Here is a 13821-nt window from a genome sequence, read left to right on the forward strand (position 1 = left end):
CCTACTGGCCCTTCATCACCACTTTGCGGATGCGCTCACGCTGCTCGGGCGTCACTGCACCCAGCGCCTTAATGGCAAGATCGCGCGCCACTTCCGGCTCCTGGAAGGCAATATAACGCTGGCTCTTCTCGCCATCGGCGATCAACGCCGGATCGGTCAGCGCCCGTTTGACGGCGGCGCGCAGAAAAGCGAGCCGCGCCGGCGGCACGCCCTGGGTGGTGACGAGAATACGGCCGAGATCATTGATGGAATTGCGGAAGTCGAGCCACCAGACCTGCTCGTCATCGAGCTTGAACGCCTCAAAAACCGTCGGCACGTTGGGCAGCAGTTCGGAACGCTTGCGGCCCATCGAGAGGAAGGCACGCGCCTGGCCCGACTTGTCGATCTGCGCGGCTGAGGAATCGGACACATAGAGCGCGTCCTGTTCGCCGCGCTCCATCGCCAGGGCGATTTCGTTGCTGCCCTTGTAGCCAAGGATGATCTGGCAGTTGAGCCGCAGCGCCTCGCAGGTGATGGCAGCGCCGTCGCCAGGCCCATCGTTGAGGCCCGTCCCGCCCCAGCGGATGCGCGCTCCAGGCTTCAGCACGTCCTGCGGCGTCTTAAATGGCGAATCCTTGGCGACGAGCCAGATCCAGGGATAGGCGCTGACGATGCCCAGATGTTCGAGCTTGGTCAGGTCGTAGCGGGCGTTCTGATTGTCGACGATCTGGCCGAGCGCCGCCGGTGTGCCGTTGGCGATATGCAGCTGCAGGCCATCGGGCGCGGCATTGGCGATGCGATTGAGCGCGACGATGCCGCCGGCGCCAACCTGATTTTCGACGACAACCGTCGCCTCGAGTTCACGGGCAAGATAGGGCGCGATCATCCGCGCATAGGTATCAAAGCCGCCGCCGGCGCCAACGCCGACAACGAATTTCACGATCTTGCCTTTATAGAAGGCGGCCTCGTCTTGGGCTGCGGCAGATTGGGCAGCGGCAGGTGATGCGGCCAGAGCAAAGGCGCAGGCGGCCACAGCCATGGTCGTGATGCGGATGATCTTGACGATCATAGAAATACTCCTCCCTCGAAGCTCGGCGCGTCTTGACGTGCACTCTTGGTGCGGCCGGGCAATTTCGGTCCTGCTCTTGCCATGGTTCGCGCCAACATGGCAATCGTAACGGGGTTGAAGCCGACTCAAGCGGCAGGCGCGAGCAGGTTCTGCGGTCGTTCTGGAGCAAGCGCATTGGCGACGTTTCTGAAATCGCTGTTGGCAGCCGCCATCGGCGTCGCGCTTGGCCTCACCGCGACATGGCTGGCGGTCGAGCGCGGCTATGGTTTCGGCGCCGTCAGTTCGGGCCCCTGGACCGGCTGGCCAAAAACCGGATCGGACAGCGCTGACCCCTATGCGCGCGCCGTGCTGGCGCGCACCGGCGAAGTGCCGCTCGGCCTCGCCGAAGGCCTCAGCTTCACCGCCCGCACCGATCAAACCGGCGCCCAGCTCGATCCCAGCTGCGACTATGTCCTCACCGGGCCGATCCCGCCGGCGCGCTATTGGACACTCACGGCGCTGACACCGCGCGGTCTCATCATCGACAACAGCGCCGGCCGCACCGGCATGACATCGGCGGAAATCGTCCGCGCCATGGACGGGACCTTCGCCATCACAATTTCCAGGCAGGCCCGGGCCGGCAATTGGCTGCCGCTCGGCAATGCACCTGAATTCGTCCTGATGCTGCGGCTCTATGATACGCCACTCAGCTCGGCCAGTTCCTCCATCGGCACCACGCCGATGCCGGTGCTGCGCAAGGAGCGCTGCGCATGAAGCCGTTCACCAACTGGCGTGAAACGCTGATCAGCAATTCGCCCTGGATCGCCGGCGCTATCATCGTGGCCGGTATCGTTCACATCACCTCGATCATGGCGATGCCCTATCTGGCGCCGAAAGACGCTTTCGCGCGCCTGGAACAGGCCGCTCCTCTCAATCGACTGACCGTGTTGCCGCAGCCGGCGGCGGCAGCGGCGCTGATGCCGTTCGAGGATCCAGCGGCCGTGGTGGCCGTCTGCCGTTACGATCTCGACGTCGCGGCGCTGCGCCTGCGCGGCCCTCTGTCAGGCGACGGCCTGCTGCTGTTTTCTTTCCACAACCGCTTCGGCACGACCTTCTATGCGATGACCGACAAGGGCGCGCTGCGCGGCCGGCTCGACGTGCTGGTGCTCAACCAGACCCAGCTCGAAGCGGTGGAAGCTTTCGATCCGGAAGACGAGCTACCGCAGGAATTGCGGCTGGTGAGCCCAACTCAAAAGGGATTTGTGATTGTCCGCTCGCTGGCGCCAGAGCCTGGCAGCCGCCCGCAGGCGCGGGCACGGATCGGACAAATCGGCTGCGAAGCGGAAGGCAACCGGCGGGATTAGGCGCGACGCAGGTTAAGCTCGACGCTTACGCTTGCGCGAGCGTTGGCTTGAGGTCGACTGGCCAACCCCAGGGCGCTTTGCACCGGGATCGGGTGTGCGTTCGTAGCGGACTCCGGTGAAGAACAAAATCTCGGCCGCTACGCCGGATGTAGAAGCGCCCCCGGATATCGGGCGCTTTTGAACTGGAAATTGAATCACTATCGCCATTGCGCCAGCTCCGGGACCAAACCGTTCCTTCAGCGAGCAGAAGCAGAACGATTTAATTAAAGGTTTCGGAAGTTAATAAATAGTCAACACCAGTTTCATTTCCGGACGGGTGCGGCGGCACATATGCCGCGCCGCCCGTTCCCGAAGCGAAATCGCCTGATGGTGAACTAAGCTCCCGGAGCTAAATCGAGGAAGTTGCGCCCGGCGCGATCCTCGACATCGACGATCCAGATGTCGGGATCAAAGGCCATTTCGCGCTGCAAGCGCGTGCTGACGGCGAGCCCATCCAGCCAATCTTCGGCATGCATGCGCGTCCACAGGCGATCGATGCCGTCGTCGCTGATTTCGCTCTGGGGGGCCGGACCAAACAGCGCCTGCCGGCCGTCGAGGCAATCGATCACGACGAAGATCGCCCCCGCCTCCTCGGCGCCGCGCCGGCGCAAGGTGGCGTAGGCACCTTCAACCGCGCAGCGGCGCAGATAGGCCGACACCCATATGCCAGCCTTTAATCGCATGGTCAGTTGATCTGAATGCCGGAACGCGTTGCAAGTTCACGCTGCGTGCGGCCGGTGATCTCTCCGGTCAGCGGCAGGTTGCGGTCGCGTTCGAACTTGTGGATCGCCTGTTTTGTGCCGCTACCGATAACGCCATCGACGCTGACGGAGTAGCCGAGCTTGGCCAGCGCCTTCTGCGCCGCCATGACTCGCTTTGCCGCAGGGTCCACGGGCGCCGATGCGGCGACTGTCGAAACCTGCCCCGCTCCCACAGCACCCTTGAGGAGGGCTGCGATCGGGTCACTCCCCTTCGGCTCACTCGCCGCCGGCTTGGAATCTGTCTTGGGATCGATCAGGTCCGCGATGCCCCTTGGCGCCGCTGCAGGACGTAGCGGTGCCGTAGCCGCCATTTCCGTGGGGCGAGGCGCTGGAACCGGCGGTTCGGCCGCGGGAACCACGCGCGGTGCCGTGCCGACCATTTGTGGCGCCGGCGTCGCACCGCTGCCAGCGTGTGAAAACAGCGGCGCGGGATGGCGCGCGGTCTGGAAGAACAGCGCGTTGACGATAACGGCGCCAAGCAAAGCCGCCGACGTGATGATGAGGAAACGACGCCAGTTCATCACCAGCAATCCACGCATGGATGATGCCTTACGAGCGGGCGCGGCTTTCGCCGTGGCGCGGCCATTGGCGCGAGTGCGGCGCGGCATCGCGTCGAAATCGGGCTCTTCGCGAAGGGCAAGATTACGCAATTTTCTTCACCTGTTGATTGGAACTCAAGTGGGCGCGTGAATGTGTTGGAGCGGCATCTTGTGTCGAGGGACCCCGCGCGATCGTTTCGATCATGGCGAGCTTACCCTTGCGCGCCTCCGGCTCCTGCCGGCAATCGATCGGCAGTTTAACCGTTACGCGCGTGCCTTCTCCAAGGCCGCTTTCAATCGTCAATTCGCCGCCATGCAGACCGACAAGGCCGCGCACGACCGACAGGCCGAGGCCGGTGCCTTCATAAGGACGGTCATAGCTGTCGCGCGCCTGGAAGAAGGGATCGCCAAGGCGCACCAAATCCTTGGCCAGGATACCAATGCCGGTATCAGCCACCGAGATCGTCAGGGCATTGCCCTTCGGCCGCACCGAAATTGTCACCGTGCCACTGTTGGGCGTGAACTTGACCGCGTTGGACAACAGATTGATGAGCACCTGCTTGATCGCGCGCTTATCGGCGACGAGTTCGTCGAGCCGCTGCGGCACATCCTGCACGATCGAGATATTGGCCTGCTGAGCCTTCAGCATAACCATCTTGGTGCATTGATCGATGAGCGGCGCCAGATCGAACGGCTCCGACACAATATCGAAACTGCCGGCCTGGATCTTCGAGATATCGAGGATCGAATTGACGACGGCCAGAAGATGCTCGCCCGAGGAATGGATGATGTTGGCGTATTCCTGCCGCTTCAACGGATCCCGCGGCGCCAATTCCTCGGTGCCGAGAATTTCGGAGAAGCCAATGATGGCGTTCAACGGCGTACGCAGTTCGTGGCTGACATTGGCGAGGAAGCGATCCTTCCAATGAGAAGCGCGCTCGGCCTTTTGCAGGGCATCGTCGAGCTGCTCAGCATGAAGTTTTGCCAGCGAGATGTCGCGCAGAACCGCCATCACGCTGCGATCACGCTTCAGATCAAGCCGGCGCAGCCGCATCTCAACCCAGGCAAAGGACGGATCGGTGGCGAGGCCGTGCTCATCCAGGGTTGCCGCCGCACGCACCCGCAGTTCGATCGGCGCCACGCCGCCGTTCGCCGCCGCGTCGGAAACGGCTTTGAGATAAGCCGGGCGGTCAGCGACATGGATGCGCTCGAACAGGGCGCGGCCGATCACGTCGCGCGCGATCAGGCCCGGCCCCTCGAAACGTTCGCTTGAAACAAATGTCACGGCGCCGGAGCGATCAAGCCTGATCACAAAATCGCCAATGGCCTGCGTCAGCGCCTGATACTGCGCGGCGTTGCTGCGCTCGCTGTCGCGGCGCTCGCGCTGTATTTTCAAGCCCGCAAGCGCCACGGCCCCAGCATAGATGACGGCAACGATCAGCAGCAGCGCCGCCATATGATCCTGGGACGGATTGGCTGCCCCCATCCAGTGATTGAGCCTGGCGACATGGAGACCGACGAGCGTGGCGATAGAGCCGATGCAGCTCGCAAGGATCAGCCGGGCGTGCGTGGCGAACATTGCTTCCAGCGGCACCAGGATGAGCCACACCGCCGCGACGCTGAAGAGCGAGCTGGATTTAAAACCGAGCAGAGCGGCGAAAGCGAGCATAGCCGCTGCCGAAATGACTTGGCACAACAGCAGTCGCCCCGTCGTCGAGACGATCATCGCAGTGAAAGGCGGCACCAGCAGCAACGCCAGCAACGCGGTGTCCCACAAGGACGGCGCACCATAAAGCGCCAAATAAACGGGCACGAAGGCAAGGCCCATCGCGCCGAGCAGAAGACGGCTGGCAATGAAAAGGCGATGGCCGATGTGATCGATCGGCTGGGTCACACTTGCGTGCACCAGTCCACCGATCCGATCCCACAATCCGTTGAGGAAGGACACACCGCTACTCGTAAGCCAACGCCGCCCCGATCGGCGGCATGGGGCACCTTCGCAAGGCGATCTTATTGAACCCTAAACCGCGACGGCCCCGACGGTCGAAAAGCCTTTCCAGCGACGGATTTTGGACGTCTGACGGCTGAAAACTGCCTGCATGGTTTAGAAGACGTTGCCGATTTAGCGCGGTTCCACGCCACCATGGTGAACAGAGCATTGCCGCGACGTATCGGATTTGCGCGAAGGATTTGACGTCAATTTGAAGTGTCCCCGCCATAGTCGCGAGGTCCGCTGTTGTGGCGGTGCAGAGAGCTCAAATGTTCTTCCTTGCGCGCAGTGTATTCTGGCTTGGTCTGACCTTCTCCTGGATCCCCTGGAGCGGCGACGGCGGCACCGTGACCGGCCCGCGCGAGGCCGCCACCGCCCTGGTGCGGCAGGCCGCGGACACGATCCCTGGCGAAATCAGCCGCTTCTGCCAATCCTCGCCGCGCTCCTGCCTCGATATGGCGGCCAAAGCCAGCAAAGTGCTGACCATCGAATCGCTGATCGAGGCCGATGCGGCACAACTGCTCGCCGATCAAACTGGGCGGCCACTGCGCTAAAATCGGCCGCAAAGGCTCGTTTTGGCAAAAAATATCGAAAACCACCGCGATTTGTCGCTGGCGCCAGCCCGCCGGCTCTTCCATATAGGCCATGAAAGGACAATTCGTGCCCATGGCCACCAGCCTGCAGACCATCATTGAGGATTTTGAGCTGATCGACGACTGGGAGGATCGCTACCGGTACGTCATCGATCTAGGACGGACGCTCGATCCCCTGCCCGAAGACGCCCATAACGCAGCCAACAAGGTGCATGGCTGCGCCAGCCAGGTCTGGCTGCAGACACACCTCACCGACGGCGCCAACGGACCTGTGTTGAGTTTTCTGGCCGACAGCGACGCTCATATCGTGCGCGGTCTCGTTGCCATCATCCTGTCGATCTATTCGGGCCACAGCGCCCGCGACATCATCGGCACCGATGCTCTGGCGATTTTTCGTCAACTCGGCCTGATCGAACATCTCACCCCGCAGCGCTCCAACGGCGTGCGCGCCATGGTCGAGCGTATCCGGCGCGAAGCGACGGCAGCGCTGGCGGCGGCTTGATCCTGAATAGCCGCCAATAAAAAAGCCGCCGTGATCCACGGCGGCTTTCGAAAGACAGTATAGCGAAGCTTTACCGAGCGCCGCGGCGCTGCTGACCGAGACCCATTTCCTTCGCCAACAGCGAGCGGGCCTTGGCATAATTGGGCGCAACCATCGGATAATCGTTCGGCAAACCCCATTTCTCGCGATATTGCTCGGGGCTCATGTTGTACTGCGAGCGCAAATGCCGCCGCAGCGATTTGAAGCGCTTTCCGTCCTCCAAGCAGATGATGTAATCATCATGGATGGAACGACGGGCCGAAACCGCCGGCTTGGGCGGCTCGACGACCTTGGCCACAGACGAACCGCCAATGCGCTGCAGGGCAGCGTGAACTTCTGCAATTAGATTTGGCAATTCCGTCATCGGAACTGGATTATTACCGACATAAGCCGACACAATATCGGCTGCGAGCTCGATGAAATTGGAGCTATCGGAATCGTTCATGAGACTTTCCACCTGAATAACATTCAAAGAATCAATGGGGCGCGTGTAATAGACTTGTACTACCCAAAGCACAAACTGGCATTCATGGCAATATACTAAGCAAACAAGAGTGCAGTTTTTAGTCGCGTAACACAAATCTCAGCAATCCATCGTTATTCGACACACTGTAAATGGCGCATTACTTTGATGATACATATACATACGTAGATTTATCAATCCAGTCTCGAGGTCGTGGATTACCAAAAGCGACAGCCGAAGACGCGGCGCGCTTCTGCTATCAAGGATGGGACTCAAGGGTGGCCCATGAAGAAACCGTCAGATCAACAATCTAGCCGTAAATCGAACGCCCTCGGCGCCAAGGTCGCCAAAAAGGCTTCGAAAACCGAGCCCAAACGCAAGGCACGGCCGGCTCCCGCGCCACCACAGCGCGTGCCGCTGGCCCGAACCTTTCACGGCCAGACGATCGCCGATGATTTTGCCTGGCTGCGCGCCGACAATTGGAAGGCCGTGCTGAAAACGCCAGCCAAATTGCCAAAGAAGATCCGCGCTTTTCTTGAGACGGAAAACAAATATGCCGAGGCCGTACTGGCGCCGGTGAAGACGCTGCGCAAACAGCTCGTCAAGGAAATGCGCGGGCGTATCAAGGAAGACGACTCGCAGGTCCCCGCCCCCGACGGTCCTTGGCTTTACTACGATCGCTATCGCAAAGGCGGCCAACATCCGCTGGCCTGCCGTAGGCCCCGTGACGGCGGCAAGGAACAGATTCTCATCGACGGCGAGAAACTCGGCAAAGGCAAGCCGTTCTTCGACATCGAAGCGACTGAACATTCGCCCGACCATAGCCGTATGGCCTGGTCGGCGGATACGAAGGGCTCGGAATATTTTGTCATTCGCATCCGCGAAGCCGGCAAAGATAAGGATCGGCGCGAGAAGATCACCGACACCGACGGCTCGATCGTGTGGAGCGCGGATTCAAAAACCCTCTATTACGTGCGCATGGACGAAAACCATCGTCCCTATCGCGTTTATCGCCATCGCCTCGGCACGCCGACTGACGCTGATGAACTGGTATTCGAGGAAAAGAATCCACGCTGGTTCATCCATCTGTCACAAACGCAATCGGGCCGCTTTGGCGAGATCGAAGTTGCCGATCACGAGACTTCTGAGACACGCCTGATAGATCTGACTCAGGACGCGCCGAAACTGCGCCGAGTGGCGCAGCGGCGTGAACGCGTGCGCTTCGATGTCAGCGATCACGGTGACACGCTGTTCATCCTCACCAATGCGGATGGCGCGGTCGATTTCAAAATCGTGCAAGCGCCGCTCAAGAGCCGTTCTTCTGATCAGTGGCGCGATCTGATCCCGCACAAGCCCGGTCGCCTGATTACCGGCATGACCGCCTTCGCGCGCCATCTGGTGCGCACCGAGCGCGAGGACGGCCTGCCGCGCATCATCATTCGCGATATCGCCAGTGGCGAAGAACATGCCATCGCCTTCGATGAAGAGGCTTATGACCTCGACCTTGGCGAAGTGCTGGAGTTCGACACGGACGTCATTCGCTTCAGCTATTCGTCGCTGACCACGCCGTGGGAGACGTGGGACTATAATATGGCGACACGCGAACGCACCTTGCGTAAACGCCAGGAAATTCCATCCGGGCACGATCCGAAAAAATATGTCACGCGACGCATCTACGCCACCTCGCACGACGGCGTCGAAGTGCCGATCTCGATCCTATATGCGCGCAAGACCAAGATCGACGGCAAGGCGCCGCTGTTTCTCAATGGCTACGGCTCCTATGGTTATTCCTCAGATGCCGGCTTCCGCAGCAATGTGTTGTCGCTGGTCGATCGTGGTTTCGTCTATGCCATAGCTCATATTCGTGGCGGCACGGACAAGGGCTGGAACTGGTATCTCGACGGCAAGCTCGACAAGAAGACCAATACGTTCCACGATTTCATCGCCAGCGCCAAACATCTGGCCCGCAAGAAGTTTACTTCGGAAGGCCACATCGTCGCCATCGGCGGCAGCGCCGGCGGCATGCTGATGGGGGCTGTCGCCAATATGGCGCCGCAGGTTTTCGCCGGCATCATCGCCGCTGTTCCCTTCGTCGACGTGCTCAACACCATGCTCGACGACAGCCTGCCGCTGACGCCGCCGGAATGGCTCGAGTGGGGCAATCCGATCGCAGACAAACAGGCTTTCGAGACGATCCGTTCCTATTCGCCCTATGACAACGTGCGGGCGCAATATTATCCGCCTATCCTCGCCGAGGGCGGCCTCACCGATCCGCGCGTCACCTATTGGGAGCCGGCGAAATGGGTCGCTAAACTGCGCAACGAAATGACCAGCGGCGGCCCTATCCTGCTGCGCACCAATATGGGCGCGGGACACGGCGGTGCACCAGGACGCTTCGCGCGGCTTGAAGAGGTCGCCGTCGAATATGCCTTCGCCATCATGGCGGCACGGCGCCAATTGAAGGCCTAAAACAAATCGCGTTTCGCCAGAAACGCGATTTGTCGTTTGACAATTCCATCGAACCGCAAAACGCTATAGCCATGCTGCTTGACCGTCATCAATCACAACTGCTGATCGTCGATATCCAGGAACGATTGCTGCCGGCCATGGTGGCGCCCGACTCATTGATCGCCAATGTACAAAGACTCTGCGTTGGCGCCCGCGAACTCGCCGTGCCGATCACCGTTTCGGAACAATATCCGAAGGGCATCGGCGCGACGGTTACCAGCGTGCGCGAGGCGGCGGGCGATGGCGCGCTGGTGCTCGACAAGCTGCATTTCTCCTGCGCCCGCGACGATAAGATCGCCATGCGCATCAACGAACTCGGCCAGGTGCACCAGCGCAAGCAACTCGTGGTCTGTGGCATAGAGAGCCATGTCTGCGTGCTGCAGAGCGCCATCGACTTCCAGACCAGAGGCTATCAGGTCGCGGTGATCGCCGATGCGGTGTCCTCGCGCAGCGACAGTTCGAAGGCCACCGCGCTCGAACGCCTGCGCCAAAGCGGCGTCACTGTCGTGACGACCGAAATGGTTCTGTTCGAATGGCTGGAGGTCGCCGGCACCGATCAGTTTCGAACGGTGTCGAAACTGATCAAGTAGCGCTTTCCTTACGCCGGCTTGGTCAGGAACTCGCGCAATTCGTCGAGCGACTTGAAGTGGAACAAGCCACTCGACGTTTCGGCATCGACTGAACCGTTGTCATAGAGCGTGTAGATGACGCCTTGCGATTCATAACGGCGCACGATGGTCACTTCAGGTTCGGGATCCGGAGCAGGCGTCGGCTCGAGCGCAAGTTCTGGCTCGGGCTCGGGTGCCGGCTCGGATGTCCCTGGCGCGGGCTCCACCGCCAGCGGCGACACTGGCTCTGGTTCGGCCTCAGCTTTGATCTCGGGCACCGGCAACGGTTCAGGCTCAGCAGCTTCGTGTGGCGCGGCTTCGTTCGGCGCGTCGTCGAGAAGCGTATGTTCCAGGCGCTCTTCGATCGTGCGCATGATGGCGGCGTGATCGCGTGGCGACACGGGCGCCGCCGGAGAAGCAGCTGGTGCGGCCGCAGGTGCAGGCTCTGCCGGTTCCGAACGCGTCACCCATTCGGGCTCCTTCGGCAGTTCGATGCCACGCAGGGCAGCATCAAGCCAGGCAAGTTCGTCCGCTTCCGTCGATTCTCCGGCCGGGCCGGCTTCAATCTGCTCAACGGCGGCGGCGGGAGCGATCTCCTCAGTGATCTCTTCTACGATCTCTTGCGAGCTTTCTTGCAAGCTTTCTTGAACGCTCTCTTGGCCCATCGGCGGGCTGGCGATATCCGCCGTCGCTGTTACGTCGTCATGCACATTGTCCTGACCAACCGCTTCCGGTGCAGGCGGCAGCAGTGGCGACGTTTCGACAATGGGTTCGGCCAGGGGCCCTTCCGCGACCTTAGGCATCTGCGGAGGTTCGGGCGGCGGCGGCGCCGCACCGAAGAGCTTGCCTTCAATCTCAGCCTCTAGCCGTTTCAGGGTCTCCGTCGGATCAATGGACGCGGCCGGTTGGGGCGCAGGGGGCGCGACGAGAATCGTGGGCTCAGGCGGCGCTTCAACGACCTTGGGCGGGGCTGGCGGCTCGACGGGCCGGGGCGTCGGTTCGGAGCGACGGCCGAAGATGGCAACGCCCGCTGCGGCGGCGCTGGCGGCGCCAGCCAGCGCACCGATGGAAATACGTCCCTTCGGCGGGGGCGCAACCGGCGGCGGCGCGACGATAAAGGGCTCGGGCGCGAAAGGCTTCGGCACGGAAGGTTTGGGCGGCTCGGGCGCGTGAATGGGAGCTTCTGAGACCGCAGGCTCCGAGATCACGGGCTCAGGAATCGCAGGCGCGGCCATCACGGGCTTGGGGATCACCGGCTCATACGCCCGGATGTCCTTATGGATCTCTTGAGCCACGGTCTCGTGCAGAGAAGCGCTTTGCACGGCGGTCTCATGCACGGCGACATCAGGGGCCGGCTCCGCCTCGGCGGCAGGCACCGAGGGCACGAACGGCGGCAGCGGCGCCGGAATGGGCAGCGGCAACGGCATGTCCTGCGGGCTCGGCAAGGCATTCTGCATGCCTTGCGGCGGCCTATCGGCAAGCGGCGGACGCGACGGCGTGGCCGGGCGCGACAGCCCTTCACTCTCTTCCGAATGCGTTCCTTGGATCACCGCATCGAGCTTTGCCACGACGGCCGAAATCGCCGTCAGGATGGCACCCGCCGAAAGCAGCATCGATCCCGCGATGAATTGCGCCCAACCCCGCTCCACCAGAACGATCGACCAGCCATTCACCATGGCGGCGATGCCGATCACGATCAGGAGCAAGCCGGCAGCAAGAATGGCAAGCCGCATCAATTTCTGCCTTCTCTCTCAGCGAAACCCGAATCAAGGGCCTAACGCTTGAAAAACTCACAAGGTCACAAAAAGAGGTGGAAATACTTAAAATTGCGTCAGAAATGACCAATCCGAAATTTTGGAACGATAACTAGCTGATTCTAAATAGCTTCACTCCACGCACCCGTACGGCGATTATATATTATTCCGTCAGCTGTGTGAGAAGTGTGTGCGGACTGTGTTTTTGCATCGACTCGGTGAGGGTCTCAATCGAGGCATATGCATAGCGAGAATGACTGTCCTCGCTGTTGTGTCCGATGATGTCCTTTCGGTCCTCCTTTGACATTCCCAGTTGGCGCGTCCAGGACGCAAACGTATGACGCAAATCATGAATTCGCTTCGTGGGCAAGCCCGCCTTCTTGCGAAGAACGCCCCAACCCTCGTTGATCGAGACCCAGGGTTTACCGGTGTACGGGCTGGCAAAAACGTAGCGTGAGTTTGTGCGGGTGCGGAGCACCGACAGCGTGCGTAAAGCTGTGTCCGAGAGCGGGATCAAACGCCCCCGTTTTGTCTTCTCGCGAAGGTGGTTCAGATCGATCACCCGCTTGCGGAAATCGATCTCATCCCACTCCAGGTGGAGTGCCTCAGATTTGCGCATCCCAGTCTCCAGGATGAGCATAATGAAGAACGGCCAGAACCGATGGTCCTTGGCTGCGACGAGCAGTTTCCGAACCTCCTCGGGGCGAAGCCATCGGGGTTGGTACTTGGACTTCTTGAGGTGCTTCTTGTTGATCAACTTTATGGGGTTGAACTCAGGAGCCCCCTCCATTTCATCAGCGATACAAAACTCGATGACGGTGCTGATGGCGCTCAGTTGCAACCGTAGCTGAATGTCCGGAATTTTGTTCTCTTTACGGACGGTCTTGATGTGCAGTCGAAACCAGGCTGGCGTCATCTCAGCCAGAGCCGGATCGCCCGCTTCGTGGATGAAGCGAGCAATCAGTTTCCCGTATTGATCAAGGGTCGTCTCTCGCAATTCGTTCGGGTTCGCCGCTGCGAACACGGTCCAGGCTGTGCTGAAGCGGACGCTGTGCTGAATAACGATGTCGCTTACAGCTTTGCGTTCTCTCTCATCCGCAACTTGTTGAGCCTGTTTTCGAGTTCTTGAGCCCTTTGCGATACCTGTGGAGATGCGTTTGATCGTACCTCCGACTTGCACTTCTGCGTACCAGAAGGGCGAGTCTTCTCTACTGTACAGTTTTGACATGTTAAATGGCCTGTTTGGGTGGACTGCAGGTGAATCTTAAGCTGCTCGCGATTCACCAGCCAAACGCCATTTAGTTGAAAGGCCCCAGGTAGCATGCCATGCCGCGCCCAGTAATAAACGACCCTTCGAGACACCCCCAACAAACCAACAACTTTAGATAACCTGACGACCACTATAGGCCCCCTCAACTGCACAACTTCCCGTCCCCCGGGAAGTAAATCGTTAACAGTTGAGACTAATTTGAGAACTTAATATTGTGTTAATTATGAATCTTGCTTCACCGCGTAATGGCGAATTACTTCTAGGACCGGGAATGGGGTTTCTAGACCACCTCGCTTGAGGAGGTCAGCCGAAATAATCAACCGGTCGACGCTCTTGGAAAGGTGCGGAAGTTCGTCTTTTGAAA

At 60.4% G+C, this 13821-nt stretch carries 13 protein-coding genes; 6 read left to right on the forward strand and 7 right to left on the reverse strand.

Translation table 11 applies throughout. The features are described 5' to 3' along the window. Window position 1: 1 nt before the first annotated feature. Entirely contained in the window at window positions 2–1048 is a 1047-nt protein-coding gene (locus BLW50_RS13035; protein WP_090702878.1) for a tripartite tricarboxylate transporter substrate-binding protein, read from the reverse strand. A gap of 174 nt (window positions 1049–1222) precedes the next feature. Here BLW50_RS13035 and BLW50_RS13040 point away from each other — a divergent pair, with 174 nt between their 5' ends. After that, the gene (locus tag BLW50_RS13040) at window positions 1223–1801 is read left to right on the forward strand and encodes a DUF1214 domain-containing protein (RefSeq protein ID WP_244544232.1); all 579 of its coding nucleotides are present in this window, start codon (window positions 1223–1225) and stop codon (window positions 1799–1801) included. Continuing rightward, complete coding sequence (locus BLW50_RS13045) at window positions 1798–2391, forward strand: DUF1254 domain-containing protein (RefSeq protein ID WP_090702881.1); 594 nt, start codon at window positions 1798–1800, stop codon at window positions 2389–2391. Before BLW50_RS13040 ends, BLW50_RS13045 begins: the two co-directional genes overlap by 4 nt. 374 nt (window positions 2392–2765) lie before the next feature. Here the strand turns inward: BLW50_RS13045 and BLW50_RS13050 are convergent, their stop codons facing one another. Genes BLW50_RS13050 through BLW50_RS13060 form a run of 3 tightly spaced genes read right to left on the reverse strand, consistent with a single transcriptional unit; the run spans window position 2766 to window position 5678 of the window. Beyond that, window positions 2766–3113 (reverse strand): DUF1491 family protein, encoded by a 348-nt coding sequence (locus BLW50_RS13050; protein WP_090702885.1) that lies wholly within the window; start codon window positions 3111–3113, stop codon window positions 2766–2768. Window positions 3114–3115: 2 nt separating this feature from the next. Further along, window positions 3116–3841: a peptidoglycan-binding domain-containing protein gene (locus BLW50_RS13055; RefSeq protein WP_090702887.1), complete on the reverse strand. Its 726-nt coding sequence runs from the start codon at window positions 3839–3841 to the stop codon at window positions 3116–3118. Next, window positions 3834–5678, reverse strand: coding sequence for a PAS domain-containing sensor histidine kinase (locus BLW50_RS13060; RefSeq protein WP_139267592.1), 1845 nt, complete (start codon window positions 5676–5678; stop codon window positions 3834–3836). Before BLW50_RS13060 ends, BLW50_RS13055 begins: the two co-directional genes overlap by 8 nt. A 311-nt stretch (window positions 5679–5989) precedes the next feature. Between BLW50_RS13060 and BLW50_RS13065 the strand changes: the two genes are divergently transcribed. Then, a complete protein-coding gene (locus tag BLW50_RS13065; RefSeq protein WP_090702893.1) occupies window positions 5990–6274 on the forward strand; it encodes a hypothetical protein in 285 nt (94 codons plus the stop codon). Window positions 6275–6386: 112 nt separating this feature from the next. Beyond that, window positions 6387–6815, forward strand: a complete 429-nt coding sequence (locus BLW50_RS13070; RefSeq protein ID WP_090709097.1) for a SufE family protein — start codon at window positions 6387–6389, stop codon at window positions 6813–6815. 70 nt (window positions 6816–6885) lie between these two features. Here BLW50_RS13070 and BLW50_RS13075 read toward each other — a convergent pair whose 3' ends face one another. Further along, window positions 6886–7299, reverse strand: coding sequence for a Ros/MucR family transcriptional regulator (locus tag BLW50_RS13075; RefSeq protein ID WP_090702897.1), 414 nt, complete (start codon window positions 7297–7299; stop codon window positions 6886–6888). 303 nt (window positions 7300–7602) lie between these two features. On the opposite strand from BLW50_RS13075, the gene BLW50_RS13080 reads away from it, so the two are divergent. Beyond that, window positions 7603–9786, forward strand: a complete 2184-nt coding sequence (locus BLW50_RS13080) for a S9 family peptidase (protein WP_090702900.1) — start codon at window positions 7603–7605, stop codon at window positions 9784–9786. Between the two features lie 71 nt (window positions 9787–9857). Then, on the forward strand, window positions 9858–10415 hold the full coding sequence (locus BLW50_RS13085; RefSeq protein ID WP_090702903.1) for a hydrolase: 558 nt from the start codon (window positions 9858–9860) through the stop codon (window positions 10413–10415). A gap of 8 nt (window positions 10416–10423) precedes the next feature. Here BLW50_RS13085 and BLW50_RS13090 read toward each other — a convergent pair whose 3' ends face one another. Continuing rightward, window positions 10424–12166, reverse strand: a complete 1743-nt coding sequence (locus BLW50_RS13090) for a hypothetical protein (RefSeq protein WP_090702907.1) — start codon at window positions 12164–12166, stop codon at window positions 10424–10426. A gap of 184 nt (window positions 12167–12350) precedes the next feature. Then, complete coding sequence (locus BLW50_RS13095) at window positions 12351–13415, reverse strand: tyrosine-type recombinase/integrase (protein ID WP_090702910.1); 1065 nt, start codon at window positions 13413–13415, stop codon at window positions 12351–12353. Between the last annotated feature and the right edge of the window lie 406 nt (window positions 13416–13821).

It is taken from the genome of Beijerinckia sp. 28-YEA-48, assembly GCF_900104955.1.
Lineage (GTDB): Bacteria > Pseudomonadota > Alphaproteobacteria > Rhizobiales > Beijerinckiaceae > Terripilifer.